This is a genomic window from Modicisalibacter ilicicola DSM 19980 (assembly GCF_900128925.1).
Lineage (GTDB): Bacteria > Pseudomonadota > Gammaproteobacteria > Pseudomonadales > Halomonadaceae > Modicisalibacter > Modicisalibacter ilicicola.
On the sequence record NZ_FQUJ01000002.1, the window covers coordinates 19,951 to 34,630 of the forward strand.

A 14,680-nucleotide genomic window follows, 5' to 3' on the forward strand; every position below is an offset into this window, starting at 1 on the left:
CTCATGGGGCGTTTCCTGAGTAATGGATGACTTCACCATCTTCCTTGATGAAGTGCGCTACTGGGTGGTCAAGGAGATCCCGCACCGTCTCCGAGGGTCGGCATAGCCTGGCGCCCTTCCGTGTCACTACAATCGGACGGTTGATCAGTATCGGTTCCGCCAGCATGGCATCGATCAGTTGATCATCCGTCAAGGCCGGGTCGTCCAGCCCCAACGCCTCGTAGGGGGTTCCCTTGCGCCGCAGCAGATCCCGAGGGCGGATACCCATCATCGCCAGCAGCTCCACGAGACGTTCCCGACTTGGGGGCGTCTTGAGATATTCGATGATCTCGGGAGGTTCACCAGAGGCCTTCATCATCGCCAGGGTATTGCGCGATGTGCCGCAGTTCGGGTTGTGATAGATCTGGGGGAGCATGCCGTCTCATTCCCGATCTTGATTCGGAGTGCAACCGCTCAGGGACTCCGCCAAGGGGCCACACACCTCCGGATGCCCCGCACAACAGTCGCGCACCAGGAAGCGGATGGCTTCCTGCATGTGGTTTAGATTCGCCCGGTAGATGATCGATCGCCCCTGGCGACGAGGTACCACCAGACCTGCCCGCGACAGCACAGACAGGTGCGCCGACATCGTGGCATGTGGCACCGATAGCTGCCGTGCGAGCTCGCCAGCGGCGAGCCCATCCGGTTCCTGGCGTACCAGCAGGCGAAAGACCGCCAGGCGTGTCTCCTGGGCCAGAGCGGAAAAGCTCTCTATCACGCTTGATGTTTCCATATTTCGAAAAATATGGAATTATTGGGGCCGCGTCAAGCCCTTCACTCGAGGTAGGCGCGCAGAACGTCGTGGCAGCACACAACTTCTATCTATTTGCCTATAGGGAAGCCTGTATCGATGAGGGCCAACTGATGGGACAGCAGCAACGGCCCCAGCAGGCGCTGGTCGAGATCCGTCATCGGCTGATGCGGTGGCTGAAGATCAAGGGGCGCGAGGACTTCGAGTGCTGAGCCTCGGTTCATCGCAGCCCATACCCACATTCAAAAGCGAGATAACTATGACTCTGCGTATTGGTATCAATGGCTTCGGACGCATTGGCAGGTTGACGCTGCGCAGCCTCTGGAGCTCCATCGAATCGGGCAAGGTCGAGATCGGCCTGATCAACGATCCGGGCGGCGACGCCGCCACCTTCGCCCACCTGCTGGAGTTCGACTCGGTGCATGGCCACTGGTCGCCGGGTCAGGGAATCGAGGCCACCGAGGCGGCCATCCTCATCGACGGTCGGCGCCTGGCTTTTACCTCCCAGGTCGCCACAGTCGACAGCGACTGGTCGAGCTGCGACGTGGTCATCGAGTGCTCGGGCAAGATCAAGACCCGCGAGAAGCTGCAGGCCTACCTGGACCAGGGCGTCGGCCGGGTGGTGGTGAGCGCACCAGTGAAGGAAGAGGGCGTGCTTGACGTGGTGATGGGGGTCAATGACGACTGCTACGATCCCAAGACGCACCGCATCGTCACCGCGGCGAGCTGCACCACCAATTGCCTGGCGCCGGCGGTCAAGGTGATCCACGAGACCTTCGGCATCCGCCATGGCTCCATGACCACGGTGCACGATATCACCAATACCCAGACCATCCTCGACGCCCCCCACAAGGACTTGCGACGGGCCCGTGCCTGCGGCATGAGCCTGATTCCCACCACCACCGGCTCGGCCAAGGCGATCACTGCCATCTTTCCCGAGCTCGAGGGCAAGCTGAACGGCCACGCCGTGCGCGTGCCCCTGGCCAACGCCTCGCTCACCGACATGGTCTTCGAGCTCGAACGCGAGGTGACGGTGGACGAGGTCAACACAGCGCTTAAGGCTGCCGCCGAGGGCGAACTCGCCGGTATCCTGGGCTACGAGGAGCGCCCGCTGGTCTCCATCGACTACCGCACCGACCCGCGCAGCTCGGTCATCGACGCGCCCTCGACCCTGGTGGTCAACGGCACCCAGCTCAAGCTCTACGCCTGGTACGACAACGAATGGGGCTACGCCAACCGAACCGCCGAACTAGCGCTGAAGGTGGGCAGGAACTGATATGGCGGGGTTTTCGGGTCGCTTGAAGGCACTGCCCTTCGAGGTGCGCCAGTACCTGCTGATCACCGGCAACTACTGGGCCTTCACCCTTACCGACGGTGCCCTGCGCATGTTGGTGGTGCTCCACTTCCACCAGCTCGGCTATTCGCCGCTGGAGGTGGCGCTGCTGTTCCTCTTCTACGAGGCATTCGGGGTGGTCACCAACCTGGTGGGGGGCTGGCTGGGGGCGCGCCTGGGCCTCAACCGCACCATGAACGCGGGCCTCGCCCTGCAGATCGTCGCCCTGGCCATGCTGATGGTGCCCGCCCCGGCGCTGACCGTGCCCTGGGTGATGGCCGCCCAGGCGCTCTCGGGCATCGCCAAGGACCTCAACAAGATGAGCGCCAAGAGCGCGGTCAAGGTACTGGTCCCCAAGGACAGCCCCAGCGCCCAGAGCGCCCTCTATCGTTGGGTGGCGATCCTCACCGGTTCCAAGAACGCGCTGAAGGGGGCCGGTTTCTTCCTCGGCGGCCTGCTGCTGACCCTGATCGGCTTCCGCGGTGCGGTCATCGCCATGGCAGTGATGCTCGTCGCGGTGTTGACGCTGTCGCTGGTACGGCTCAAGGCCGACCTGGGTCGCCAGAAACGCAAGCCCAAGTTCACCGAGGTGTTCTCCTCCTCAAAAGCCATCAACGTGCTCTCGGCGGCGCGGCTGTGCCTGTTCGCCTCCCGGGACGTGTGGTTCGTGGTGGCGTTGCCGGTGTTCCTCTACGACCAGCACGGCTGGAGCCATTGGACGGTGGGCGGCCTGCTGGCCATCTGGGTGATCGGCTATGGTGGGGTGCAGACCCAGGCGCCGCGCCTCACCGGCCTGGTCAGCGGCGGGGCACGGGGTATCACCGTGTTCTGGGCCCTGGCGCTTGCCGGCCTGCCGGCGCTGCTGGCCCTGCTGCCCTTGGCCGAGGTGGGCTGGTTGGTGACGGGGCTTTTGGCCTTCGGCGTGCTCTTCGCCGTCAACTCCAGCTGGCACAGCTACCTGATCGTGCACTACGCCCGGGCCGACGGCGTCTCCATGGATGTCGGCTTCTACTACATGGCCAACGCCATGGGCCGCCTCGCCGGCACGCTACTCTCCGGTTGGGTGTACCAGGTGTACGGCCTGGCTGCCTGTCTGTGGATCTCGGCCGCCCTGGTGGCAGCCAGCGCCCTGCTGGCTCTTGCGCTGCCACGGGAGGGATCGTCAGCCACTTGATCCGGATACCCTTTGTTTTCCAGTCGTACTAGCGTGGCGTATAGCGGGACAGCCCCAGCATCGTCAGCGTCGTGTCGCACAATCCCTCGACGGCCTCGACCCGGGCCAGTCGATCGTGGTAATCGGTCGACAGAAAGGCCTCGCCGGCGAGCAGGTGCTCGAGGTATTCGCGAGCAGGCCTGAGCGATGGTCGGATGCGCTCCGGCTGCGCGATGTAGACCCAGGCCTCGATGCCGCCCTCCGCCGTTTCGATGGTATGGCGTTCGCGCCGGTAATCACGTGGCACCCCTTCGAAGGGGTCCATCAACTCGATCTGCCCCGGCTCGATCAGCTCGAACAGGGCACCTTCCACCTCGTGACCGGGATGGGCCGCCACGTTGGCGTGGGCAATCCCCGGGATTCGCGATGCCTTGTCGAAGCGCAGTTGGAAGCCGGGCAATACCCCGGGTAGCGCTCGACGCGTCTCGCCGATGCGAGCCGCAACCCGCTGTACGTTCATGTTGCTGCCGTAGGCGAAATAGTAGGGCATTCAGGCCTCCGTCACGATACGGTCGACATCGGCGACTGCCTTGACCACGAGTGCCCGGGTGCTGGGTTTGGCATGCTGCAGGTAGGCTTCGACGGCCGGCGCCACCTGACATGTGACCGGCAACGCTGCCTCGGTATCCACCAGCGCCTGCAGCCGGGGAATGAAGACATAGCGCAGCCACTGGGGGAGCTCCATGGTGTCCAGACAGAACGGCTCCTGGCTGTCGAAGGCGGTGGCCTCGGGGCAAGGCGTGCGCCACAGATCGACGCTACTGAGCGTCGCCTCCAGGCGCGCCAGCGCGTGACCGAGTTCGGTATGCGGTGTCATGACGACTCCGGGTCGAGCAGAATGTGCAACGATTATCCCTTGGCAAGACGGCACTGGCCAGCCACCCTGACATTCAGAGGGCTTCCTGGGTTGCCAGCACCTTGCGCAGAAAGCTCCTGGTACGCTCGTCCTCGGGCGCCGAGAAGAGCTGCGATGGCGGGCCCTGCTCGACGATGCGTCCATCGCTCATGAAGATGACCCGGTCGGCGACATCCCGAGCGAAACTCATCTCGTGGGTTACCACCAGCATGGTCTGACGCTCCCTGGCCAGCTGCTTCATCACCCCCAATACTTCCTCGACCCATTCGGGATCCAGTGACGATGTCGGCTCGTCGAACAGGATCACCTCTGCCTGGGCCGCCATCGCGCGGGCAATCCCCACCCGCTGCTGCTGCCCGCCGGAGAGCGAGGCGGGATAGGCATCAACCTTGTCGCCCAGCCCCACGCGCGCAAGGAGTTCCCGCGCCCGGGCATGGGCCCTGGCCTTCTTCCAGCCGTTGACCACGATCAGCCCCTCGGCAACATTCTCGAGGGCGGTCTTGTTGGCGAACAAGGCATAGTTCTGGAAGACGAAGGCGGTACGCCGACGCAAGGCGAGAATCTCCTTCTTGCTGGCCCGGGCCACGTCCACGTCCAGATCGCCGATCCGGATCCGACCGGCATTCGGCTGTTCGAGGAAGTTCACGCAGCGCAGCAATGTCGACTTGCCGGTACCGGACGGCCCGATCACGACGATGATCTCGCCCTGCTCGATGGTCAGGTCGATGCCGTCGAGAATCGTCGCGTCATTGAAACGCTTCACCAGCCCCTGAATCTCGATCATCGTTGATAGGCCCTGTTGAGTCTTGTCTCGAGGCGACGCTGCAGCCAGGCCAGCAGTTCGACGACCCCCCAGTAGATCAGCGCCACGCTGATGAAGGCCTCGAAATAGAGGAAGCTGCCGGCGGCCTCCTTCTGGGTGGCCCCCATCAGCTCGGTGACACCAAGGGTGAAGGCCAGGGACGTCGCCTTGATCATGTCGATGAAGTAGTTCATCAGCGTCGGCACCGCCACCCGGGTCGCCTGGGGCAGCACGATGCGGCGCATCGTCTGGCCACGGGTCATGCCGATCGACAGCGCTGCATCGGTCTGGCTGCGGTCGACCCCGACGATGGCCGCGCGGATCGACTCGGCCATGTAGGCCGAAAAATGCAGCGTCAGCCCCATGATGGTGGCGGTGATGCCGTTGATCTGGGTCAGCACGCTCAAGAGCTGGGGCAGGCCGTAGTAGAACAGGAACAGCTGCACCAGCAACGGGGTGCCGCGAAAGAACGAGATGAACAGCAGGGTGAAGGCATTGAGCCCGGGAATTGCCAGCACCCTCACCACCGCCATCAGGCACGCGAGGATCAACGCCAGGACCATGCCGGCAGCGGCCATCTGCAAGGTCAACGGCAGATAGCCGAGCAGGATCGGCATCAGGCCCAGCATATAATCGACGTCTAGCGCATTCATTGAGTTGGCGATTCCTTTCTTTTTTATCCTGAGAAGGCGCTCACGGCTGGGTGATGTCGCTGCCGAACCACTCCTGCGATATCTCGCTCAGGGTGCCGTCCTCCTTGAGTTCAGCCAAGGCCCGGTCGACCCGGTCACGCAGTTCGCGGCCCGCCTGGTCGTCACGGAATGGCAGGGCGTTGCGAATATCGGAGAATGGCTTGCCGGCCAGGGCCAGCGGCAACGGCTTCTCCTTGATCACCTGGCTGGCGCTGACTCGGTCCATGACGAAGGCATCCACCCTGCCAAGCGCGGTATCCTGCTCGATGTTGCTCTCGTAGGTACGGATATCGATCTCGTCCGAATAGGGCAACTCACGCAGCAACTGCTCGTAGTTCGAGCCGAGGTTGACCGCGACGGTCTTGCCACGCAGATCCTCGACACCCTCGATGCCCTCATTGCCGCGCTTGACCACCACTTGGGCGCCGTCGTAGACATAGGGCTGAGTGAACGCGTATTTTTTCTGACGCTCGTCGGTGATGGTGATCTGGTTGGCGATGGTATCGATGCGCCCGGACTCGAGCATGCCGAACAGCCCCGAGAAGTTGGCCGTGATGTACTCGACCTCGACGCCGAGGCGTTCGGCCACCGCGTTCATCACGTCCACCTCGAACCCTTTCAGCGTATCCTGCTCGACGAAGGTGAATGGAAAATACCCACCCGACATGCCAACTTTAAGTGTCTGGTCGTCATCTTGCGCCATGGCTTGCCCGGCGAGTCCGAGCGAGACAGCGAGCATTGCAGCCGAGAGCATGTGTCGCATGAAAATCTCCTGTGAGGCATGAGCGATGCATGTATGGAGAAGCACGTATAGAGAATAAGGGAGTCTACTATCTATTCTTTTTCGTTACATAGCCTAGAGAAAAATGCCGCGCTTGACTAATAGAGTCTGTTAATTTTTGCCATATCAGTGGCATATGGCGATCATTCACAAAAACCCTGAAAGACGTTGTGGATAAACTCTGGAACGATGACGTCGACCCAGGCCAGAGGCCCACTCGGCCATAATGCTTAATTTTTAACCACCTCCGGGGCTGACAAGGTACTGGACGACACGCTACAGTGCGCGGCCCGGACAAGGAGGACGTCATGCAGCCGATACTCTCGCTCGGCGATTTCTTCACCCGCATCGGGGCAACGGCCAGGTTCTATACCCTGGGTCGCCAAGTGTCGCCCTGCCCTGCCGCCACGCTGGCCGCCTTCGAGGCAGGCGAACTCGCCTGGCCACGGCCATGGCTGGGACACGCCCGACTGGCGTGCGTCTTTCGGCTGGGTGATGGCGACGACGATCCGCTGATCTGGTTTCTGACCCTGCCCCTGGACGAGCAGGGCTTCCTGGAACCGGCACCGCGCGATGCCTTCCTGGAGCGTCTTCTGGAAAGCCTGGGTCGCTCGGCTCAGGGGGCCGACAGTGCTCCGGGGGATCGCCTCGACGATCTGATGCGGGACGATCCCCGGGCCTTCACCCCGGACCTCACCCAGCGCGCCATGCTGCACGCCCATGCAAGTCGCGATCTGCAGCGTGCCGCCAGCGAGCATCTGGAGCCGGTCGAGGAGTACCTCACCGGCCAGGGTGTGGAAGAGCGATGGCAGGCCCTGGGGCTGCAGGGGCTTGCCGACTTTGCCGTGCGTCACGATGCCCAGCAGAGCGACGAGCTGGCTTCCCGACTGGCCTCGCTGCCGGTGGAAGTGCTGCGCCCCTTGTGTCACTGTCTAGAACATGTGACACCCTCGATACCCCTTGCCCGGGCACTGGTCGAGCGTGGCGAACGCGCCGCCGCCGAGGGCGATCTCGAGACCTTCTGTGCCTGTATAAGAGCCGTCGGCCAGGCTCCCCGAGAGGTGGCGGGCGCCTGGTACGACAGCCTGCTCGACGACGCCTCGGCCTGCGGCCCCGACTCGCTGGCGGCCATCGCGGCCCGAGGCTGGGCGCAGCTGGAGGATGCCGAACGCCTGCCACGCTTCATCGAGAGGCTGGCCGATGACCAACGTACCGACTTTGCCGCGGTGGTCCGCGACCTGGCGTTGATTCCGCGCCTGCGACTGCCCCTGTTGCTCAGCCTGCGCCAGGCCGCTCCCGGGTCCATGACCCAGCGACGGCTGGCCGAATTCAGCCATCGAAGTGCCTGAACCATGAAAGCATTGCCCTATCATGCCAAGGCGGTCGTCGGCCGCCGTGAAATGGTCACGTTGTCGGAGCTCGGTCTGTCGCTGTGCTGCAAGATCGATACCGGCGCGCGCACCTCCGCCCTGCATGCCGAGGATATCGACAGCTATGAAGAGGGCGGCCACATGTGGGTGAGTTTCGTCACCCGTGGTGGCGGCCCCGATAGCCCCGCCCATCCGGTCAGAATGCATCTGCATGACCGCCGCCGGGTCACCAGCTCCAATGGCCATACCCAATGGCGCTACGTGGTACGCACGCACATGCTCCTCGGAGAACTGGATTACCCGGTCGAATTGACCCTGGTCGACCGCCGCGAGATGCGTCATCCCATGCTGCTGGGCCGTCGCGCCATGCGTCGTCTGTTGGTCGCCCCTGGCACCGCCTTCCTCCACGGTGAACCTTGAACCCCTGTTCCCCCTGCCGGGTCTGGAGAACATCATGCACATCGCCCTGTTGTCGCGTAATCGCAACCTGTACTCCACCCGCCGCTTAATCGAGGCAGCGGAGAGCCGGGGACACAGCGCACGAGTGATAGATACCTTGCGCTGCTACATGAACATCGCTTCGCATCGTCCCTCGATCCACTACAAGGGGGCGCAGCTGGAAGCCTTCGATGCGGTCATCCCGCGCATCGGCGCGTCGGTCACCTTCTATGGCTGTGCAGTGCTGCGCCAGTTCGAGATGATGGGCACCTACGTGCTCAACGACAACGTCTCGATCACCCGCTCCCGGGACAAGCTGCGCTCCCTGCAACTGCTCTCGCGCAAGGGGCTTGGCCTGCCGATCACCGGCTTCGCCCACTCGCCGGACGACATTCCCGACTTGATCACCATGGTCAAGGGCGCCCCGTTGGTGATCAAGCTGCTGGAAGGCACCCAGGGCATCGGGGTGGTGCTGGCCGAGACCAACCAGGCGGCCGAGTCGGTGGTCCAGGCGTTCATGGGCATGAAAGCCAACATCATGGTCCAGGAGTACATCAAGGAAGCCAAGGGCGCCGACATTCGCTGCCTGGTGGTAGGCGACAAGGTGGTGGCCTCGATGAAGCGTCAGGCGGCGGAGGGGGAGTTTCGTTCCAACCTGCATCGCGGCGGTAGCGCCAGCGTGATCCGCATCACCCCCGAAGAGCGCTCCACGGCCATTCGCGCCGCCAAGGCCATGGGCTTGCAGGTGGCCGGGGTCGACCTGCTACGTTCCAATCATGGCCCGGTGATCATGGAGGTCAACTCGTCCCCGGGACTGCAGGGAATCGAGACGGCCACGGGCAAGGACATTGCCGGGCTGATCATCGAACACCTGGAAAAACACGCCGTGGCACCGCGCAAGGCGCCTCCGAAACCCAAGGGCTGAGGCGATGCGCAACAAACGTGCAAACAAAAAAATTATTGCCGCAGGGGGTAGCAAAACAGTGTTTCCCCGCGCACAATTTGCGTCACCGGAGGAGGTGACCGCCCATGTTTCTCGATAATCGCCAAGTGGCGATGGATAATGTGCTGGAGGCACTGGCCGATAGTCTTGACTATTTTCAGGACAACATCGAACGCCTGCGCCCTTCGCTGCGTGACGCCTTGAAGCCGCATTACGAACAGCGCGAGAAGGCAATGCGCGAACTGCAGGCCCTGGCCAAGCAGCACCTCGACCTTCTACCCCGGGACGCCGATGTCGAGAGAGACGACTATCTATGGTTGTGGAGCCGCCTCAAGAGCTTCGTCGGTGATGACAGCCAGGTGCTGATCGGTGAACTGCTGGAGCAGGAGCGCGTCCTGATGCAGGCCCTGGCCACGCTGCATACCCATCCCCTGCCGGACCCCATCGAGCCGGTCATCGAGCGTTGCTGGAAGGGTTGCCGTGCCCTGATACGCGAGCTGTATCAAGTGCAGAAACCGCGCAAGAAGCGTCATCAACGTGCCGGGTAGTTCGTCGAGTCGGCACAGGTACTTCTCGGGCAAGGCCTAGGGCGTCGAGGGGGCGATCTTTATGGGCTCTCGCGGCCCGAGGAAGTGAGGCTCGCGCCCCCACAGATAGAGATCGCCCAGCATCCCCACCCGCGCCAGCCATTCACGCATCCGCAACTGCCAGGTCCCGGCGACCGGATCGGTCGGTATTGCGCATCCGGCGGCTTCCAGGCCAAGCGCCTCGGCGATGAACAGCGCCCGGGGGAGATGCCAATCCTGGGTGATCAGCAGGATCCGTTCGAGCCCGAACACCTCCTTTGCCCTGACCAGGGTGTCGAAGGTGCTGAAGCCGGCATAATCCAGAGTCATGTCGCTGTTGCGCACGTTGGCGGCACGCAGATCCCGCCACATGGTGACCGGTTCGTTATAGAAGCGCGTGCGATTGTCACCGGACAGCAATAGATGCTGCACGCGCTTGAGGCGCAACAGCCGGGAAGCAGCCTCGAGCCGGGCCGCGTAATGAGGATTGCGTCCTCCCCCCCGGGCCCAGTAGGAGGTGCCGAAGACCACCCCGACGGGCTCGCTGGCACACAGGGGCAGTTCGCCCTCGATGCGATCCTGGGTCCTCGCCACTATCCAGGCATTCGCCGCCAGCACGCCCCCAGCGATCAGTACCGCCACGGCAGCCAGGGCCAGCACCCATTTCTTCAGGATCGACACCACCGCCAGCCGCATCGCGTTCCTCGCTCCAATTCTCATACGGCCGGAATATCACTGCTGGGCCATCACGGCGCGTTGCCAACCATTAGAACATGCCCAGTTCCAGACGCGCCTCCTCGCTCATCATGTCGCGGCTCCAGGGGGGATCGAAGACAGTTTCGATGTGCACCCGGGCAATCTGGGGCGCCCCGAGGATCTTGCGCCGTGCATCCTCGGCGATGACATCACCCATGCCGCATCCCGGGGCCGTGAGCGTCATGCGCACGGTCACGATGCGCTCGCCGCTGAGCAGATGCTCGATACGGCAACCGTAGACCAGCCCGAGATCCACGATATTGACCGGAATCTCGGGATCATAACAGGTCCGCAGCTGATCCCAGACGAACTGCTCGATCTCTTCCTCGCTGGCCTCGGTTGACAGGGTCGGGCGCGGCAGGGGGGAGAGCCCCAAGGCGTCGAAATCACTCCCCTCGATCAAGAAAAGGCGACCTTCGTAGGCGACGCTGATGGTGCTGCCCTTGGCCTGCATCACTGACACGACGCTGTCCTCGGCGATCGGGACGCTCTTGCCGAAGGGGATCGAGATCGCCTCGACATCACGCTGCAGGGGGATCTGCTGCCCCTTGTAGAGTCCTTCGAGTTGCTGCATGTCTGCTCCGTTTCAACGCACCATGCCGATCACACGCTCAAGCGCCTCGACGAAGATATCTATCTCCTCGAGGGTGTTGTAGGCGGCAAAGGAGGCGCGGCAGGTAGCCTCGACACCGAAGTGTTGCAGCAACGGCTGGGCGCAGTGGTTGCCGGTGCGCACCGCGACGCCGAGCTGATCGATCAGCAGGCCGATGTCCTGGGCATGGGCGCCATCGACGACGAAGGAAATGACACCGGCCTTGTGAGGGGCGGTGCCCAGGATACGCAACCCGTCGATACGCATCATGCGCTCGGTGGCATGCCTGAGCAGCTTCTGCTCCCAGGCGCCGATCATCGCGATGCCGATGTCGTCGACCCAGGCGAGCGCGCGCCCCATGGCGATGACTTCGGCAATGGGCGGCGTGCCGGCCTCGAACTTGTGGGGTATCGCGGCATAGGTGGTGCCTGCGTCGAAGGAGACCGTGCGGATCATCTCGCCGCCTCCCTGCCACGGCGGCATGGCCTCGAGCAGCTCCGCCTTGCCGTAGAGCACGCCGACACCGGTGGGGCCATAGACCTTGTGGGCCGAAAAGGCGTAGAAGTCCGCATCGATATGTCGCACGTCCACGGGCGCATGAGGAACCGCTTGGGCGCCATCCACGAGAATCAATGCTCGGTGCGCATGGGCGATGGCCGCCATTTCGCGTACCGGATTGATGGTACCGAAGGCATTCGAGATGTGGTTGACCGCCACCAGGCGCGTACGTTCGGTGAACAGGTCACGATAGGCCGACATGTCCAGCGCTCCCTGCTCGTCCACCGGGATCACCCGGATGACGAGCTCGCGCTGCTCGGCCAGCAACTGCCAGGGCACGATGTTGGAATGGTGCTCCAGCTGGGAGATCAGGATCTCGTCGCCGGGCTTGAGGTTGGCCCGCCCCCAGCTGTTGGCCACCAGGTTGATGGCCTCGGTGGTACCGCCGGTAAAGATGATCTCCCGTCGGTCCGCGGCGTTGATGAAGTCGCGCACGCTGTCACGGGTCTGCTCGTAGGCTGCCGTCGCCTCGTCCGCCAGGGTGTGCAGGCCACGATGAATGTTGGCATTGTAATGGCGGTAGTAGTGATCCAGCGTCTCGATGACCTGCCGCGGTGTCTGGCTGGTCGCCGCGTTGTCCAGGTAGACCAGCGGCTTGCCGTGCACCTGGCGCTCGAGTATCGGAAAGTCGCGACGCACCCGGGTGACATCCAACGCCAGATCGTTCATTGCGGTCATGATGAACTCCTCGCTGCGCTATCGGCACCACTCTCCGAGGACACCTCGACCAGATCGCTCAAGTTGAAGCGTTCGGGCAGCTTGCCGGCCACGGTGCGTTCGACCCGCTCGGCCACCGTGTCCAGCGTCACCTGCTCCATCACCTCGCCGGCGAAGGCCAGCGTCAGCAGCCCACGGGCCGTCTGCTCGTCGATCCCCCGGGTACGCAGGGCGAAGACCGCATCTTCATCGAGCTGCCCGGTGGTGGCGCCGTGAGAGCACTTGACGTCATCGGCGTAGATTTCCAGTTCCGGCTTGGTGTCGATCTCGGCACGATCCGAGAGCAGCAGATTGGCATTGCTCTGGTGCGCCTCGATCTTCTGGCTGTCGCGCTTGACGATGACCTTGCCGTTGAACACGCCCCGGGCCCTATCGCCGAGGATGCCCTTGTAGTTCTCGTTGGAGAAGGTATGGGGGGCGTTGTGATTGACCAGGGTATGGTTGTCCACGTGCTGGCGCCCCTGGGCGAAGAACAGCCCGTAGTAGTTGGCCTCCGCACCTTCGGCATTGAGGTCGGCCACCAGGTCGTTGCGCACCAGGGCCCCGCCCAGGTTGATGTTGAAGGAGGTGAACCGACTGTCGCGCCCCTGGTCGATGTGCAGGCTGGCCACATGCGAGTCTCCCAGCGGGGCCTCCTGCAAGATGTAGTGCTCGAGGATCGCCCCGCGCTCGAGAAGCACCTCGCCGACCACGTTGGTGAAGTTGGCAGCCTTCTCCTCCCCGACGTAATGCTCGACCACCGTGGCCTGGCTGCGGGCGCCGGCCTCGATCAATACGCGCGGGTGGCTCATCACCGGCTGAGCATTGGCGCGGGACAGGAACTGGATCACGATGGGCGTGTCGACCACCGCCCCTGGCGCGATACGAACCACCGCGCCCTCTTCCGCGAAGGCAGTATTCAACGCCGCGAAGGGGGAGAAATCCACACCGGTCAGGCGACCCAGGCTACCGCCCACGGCTTCATGGTTGGCCTGCAGTGCCTGAGAAAGGGGCTCGATGGTGACACCAGCGGGCAGGTCCGCGAGATCGGAAAGCTCCGCGGAAAACAGGCCATCGACGAAGCTCAGGCGAATGGCATCGATCGGCAGCCCCAGTGCCGCCGCCGTGGAGCGCGAGAAGTCGGCATTCGTCGCAAGGCCGAAGTCACCCTCGCTGATGCGGCGGACATCGGTGTATTTCCAGGCTTCATCGCGCCTGGTCGGGAAACCGAGCGCCTCGAAGCGGGCCGCGCCGGCCTGCCGGCGTGCCGCTATCCAGCTCGGCTCCGCCTCGCCGGAGACGTTGCGCCGGTCGGCAACCCGTTCTTCCAAGCGATCGAGAAAGGCTTGTGCTGCACTCATGCCGCGGACTCCTCAAGCACCCATTCATAGCCCCGGGATTCGAGTTCCAGGGCGAGCGACTTGTCGCCGGACTTGGCGATACGCCCATCCACCAGCACATGGACGCGATCCGGCACGATGTAGTCGAGCAGGCGCTGATAGTGGGTGACCATCAGGACCGCGCGCTCCTCGCTGCGCAGGGAATTCACCCCGTCGGCGACGATCTTCATGGCGTCGATATCGAGCCCCGAGTCGATCTCGTCGAGCATGGCGAGCCTGGGCTCGAGAACCAGCATCTGCAGGATCTCGTTGCGCTTCTTCTCGCCCCCGGAGAAGCCTTCGTTGACGGCACGCTGCAGGAAACTGGCATCCATCCTCATGAAGCCCAGCTTCTCCTTGACCAGCTTCATGAACTCCGGCGCCGGAATCTCACCTTCGCCCCGCGCCTTGCGCTGGGCATTGAGCGCTGCCTTGAGCAGATAGACGTTCTTTACTCCCGGAATTTCCACGGGGTACTGAAAACCCAGCAGCAGCCCAGCCTGGGCACGCTCCTCTATCTCCATCTCCAGTACGTCACGCCCCTCGAAGGTGATCGATCCGGCGGTCACCTCGTAGCCATCCTTGCCGGCGATCACCGCCGACAAGGTGGACTTGCCGGCACCGTTGGGACCCATGATGGCATGCACCTCACCGGCGTTGACCGTCAGCGACAGTCCCTTAAGGATTTCCTTGCCTTCCACCGTGACGTGCAGATCTTTGACTTCGAGCATGTCGATACCTGTTTCCTGTCGAGCCGCCTGGGCGGCCTGAAAATTCGTTTTTTCCCGTTGGCCATCGCCCGATGAATCGGGCTCCTACCAAGACCAGCGGTTCCATCTCCCTGTAGGAGCTCGCTTCAGCGAGCGAGAGGTCGATCCATCGCCCGAATAAATCGGGCTCCTACCAAGACCAGCG

Annotated in this window: 19 protein-coding genes; 7 read left to right on the plus strand and 12 right to left on the minus strand. The window is 63.3% G+C overall.

Features of this window, described 5'->3' with window-relative positions; genetic code table 11:
- Position 1 precedes the first annotated feature (1 nt).
- A complete protein-coding gene (arsC, locus tag BUA41_RS00115) occupies positions 2-415 on the minus strand; it encodes an arsenate reductase (glutaredoxin) (protein WP_072818420.1) in 414 nt (137 codons plus the stop codon).
- 6 nt (positions 416-421) lie between these two features.
- A complete protein-coding gene (locus BUA41_RS00120; protein ID WP_340641238.1) occupies positions 422-757 on the minus strand; it encodes an ArsR/SmtB family transcription factor in 336 nt (111 codons plus the stop codon).
- An 83-nt stretch (positions 758-840) separates the two neighbouring features.
- Here BUA41_RS00120 and BUA41_RS19135 point away from each other — a divergent pair, with 83 nt between their 5' ends.
- The 3 genes from BUA41_RS19135 to arsJ are packed head-to-tail and all read left to right on the plus strand — an operon-like array spanning position 841 to position 3,297.
- Positions 841-1,002 (plus strand): hypothetical protein, encoded by a 162-nt coding sequence (locus BUA41_RS19135; protein ID WP_175546907.1) that lies wholly within the window; start codon positions 841-843, stop codon positions 1,000-1,002.
- Between the two features lie 47 nt (positions 1,003-1,049).
- Complete coding sequence (locus BUA41_RS00125; RefSeq protein ID WP_072818424.1) at positions 1,050-2,066, plus strand: ArsJ-associated glyceraldehyde-3-phosphate dehydrogenase; 1,017 nt, start codon at positions 1,050-1,052, stop codon at positions 2,064-2,066.
- A gap of 1 nt (position 2,067) precedes the next feature.
- Complete coding sequence (gene arsJ, locus BUA41_RS00130) at positions 2,068-3,297, plus strand: organoarsenical effux MFS transporter ArsJ (RefSeq protein WP_072818425.1); 1,230 nt, start codon at positions 2,068-2,070, stop codon at positions 3,295-3,297.
- 28 nt (positions 3,298-3,325) lie between these two features.
- Here arsJ and BUA41_RS00135 read toward each other — a convergent pair whose 3' ends face one another.
- The 5 genes from BUA41_RS00135 to BUA41_RS00155 form a co-directional block, all read right to left on the minus strand.
- A complete protein-coding gene (locus tag BUA41_RS00135) occupies positions 3,326-3,826 on the minus strand; it encodes a gamma-glutamylcyclotransferase family protein (protein WP_072818426.1) in 501 nt (166 codons plus the stop codon).
- Positions 3,827-4,153, minus strand: coding sequence for a YqcC family protein (locus BUA41_RS00140; protein ID WP_072818428.1), 327 nt, complete (start codon positions 4,151-4,153; stop codon positions 3,827-3,829).
- Between the two features lie 73 nt (positions 4,154-4,226).
- Positions 4,227-4,976, minus strand: coding sequence for an amino acid ABC transporter ATP-binding protein (locus BUA41_RS00145; protein ID WP_072818429.1), 750 nt, complete (start codon positions 4,974-4,976; stop codon positions 4,227-4,229).
- On the minus strand, positions 4,973-5,647 hold the full coding sequence (locus BUA41_RS00150) for an amino acid ABC transporter permease (protein ID WP_072818430.1): 675 nt from the start codon (positions 5,645-5,647) through the stop codon (positions 4,973-4,975). The genes BUA41_RS00145 and BUA41_RS00150 overlap by 4 nt, the downstream gene beginning before the upstream one ends.
- A 40-nt stretch (positions 5,648-5,687) precedes the next feature.
- Positions 5,688-6,449: an amino acid ABC transporter substrate-binding protein gene (locus BUA41_RS00155; RefSeq protein ID WP_072818432.1), complete on the minus strand. Its 762-nt coding sequence runs from the start codon at positions 6,447-6,449 to the stop codon at positions 5,688-5,690.
- A gap of 326 nt (positions 6,450-6,775) precedes the next feature.
- Here BUA41_RS00155 and BUA41_RS00160 point away from each other — a divergent pair, with 326 nt between their 5' ends.
- The 4 genes from BUA41_RS00160 to BUA41_RS00175 all read left to right on the plus strand — a co-directional run bounded on the left by BUA41_RS00160 (position 6,776) and on the right by BUA41_RS00175 (position 9,766).
- Positions 6,776-7,816 carry a DUF3549 family protein gene (locus BUA41_RS00160; RefSeq protein WP_072818434.1) on the plus strand — a complete coding sequence of 347 codons (1,041 nt, stop codon included), beginning with the start codon at positions 6,776-6,778 and terminating at the stop codon, positions 7,814-7,816.
- 3 nt (positions 7,817-7,819) lie between these two features.
- The gene (locus BUA41_RS00165) at positions 7,820-8,257 is read left to right on the plus strand and encodes an ATP-dependent zinc protease family protein (protein ID WP_072818436.1); all 438 of its coding nucleotides are present in this window, start codon (positions 7,820-7,822) and stop codon (positions 8,255-8,257) included.
- Between the two features lie 34 nt (positions 8,258-8,291).
- The gene (rimK, locus tag BUA41_RS00170) at positions 8,292-9,200 is read left to right on the plus strand and encodes a 30S ribosomal protein S6--L-glutamate ligase (protein WP_072818438.1); all 909 of its coding nucleotides are present in this window, start codon (positions 8,292-8,294) and stop codon (positions 9,198-9,200) included.
- Between the two features lie 104 nt (positions 9,201-9,304).
- Positions 9,305-9,766, plus strand: a complete 462-nt coding sequence (locus BUA41_RS00175) for a hypothetical protein (RefSeq protein WP_072818440.1) — start codon at positions 9,305-9,307, stop codon at positions 9,764-9,766.
- Between the two features lie 36 nt (positions 9,767-9,802).
- On the opposite strand, the gene BUA41_RS00180 is transcribed toward BUA41_RS00175, so the two are convergent.
- The 5 genes from BUA41_RS00180 to sufC form a co-directional block, all read right to left on the minus strand.
- Positions 9,803-10,480, minus strand: a complete 678-nt coding sequence (locus BUA41_RS00180) for a SanA/YdcF family protein (RefSeq protein WP_072818442.1) — start codon at positions 10,478-10,480, stop codon at positions 9,803-9,805.
- 70 nt (positions 10,481-10,550) lie between these two features.
- A complete protein-coding gene (gene sufT / locus BUA41_RS00185) occupies positions 10,551-11,114 on the minus strand; it encodes a putative Fe-S cluster assembly protein SufT (RefSeq protein ID WP_072818444.1) in 564 nt (187 codons plus the stop codon).
- Between the two features lie 12 nt (positions 11,115-11,126).
- The gene (locus BUA41_RS00190) at positions 11,127-12,368 is read right to left on the minus strand and encodes a cysteine desulfurase (RefSeq protein WP_072818447.1); all 1,242 of its coding nucleotides are present in this window, start codon (positions 12,366-12,368) and stop codon (positions 11,127-11,129) included.
- On the minus strand, positions 12,365-13,747 hold the full coding sequence (gene sufD, locus BUA41_RS00195) for a Fe-S cluster assembly protein SufD (protein WP_072818449.1): 1,383 nt from the start codon (positions 13,745-13,747) through the stop codon (positions 12,365-12,367). The genes BUA41_RS00190 and sufD overlap by 4 nt, the downstream gene beginning before the upstream one ends.
- Positions 13,744-14,496 carry a Fe-S cluster assembly ATPase SufC gene (gene sufC / locus BUA41_RS00200; RefSeq protein ID WP_072818451.1) on the minus strand — a complete coding sequence of 251 codons (753 nt, stop codon included), beginning with the start codon at positions 14,494-14,496 and terminating at the stop codon, positions 13,744-13,746. Before sufC ends, sufD begins: the two co-directional genes overlap by 4 nt.
- Between the last annotated feature and the right edge of the window lie 184 nt (positions 14,497-14,680).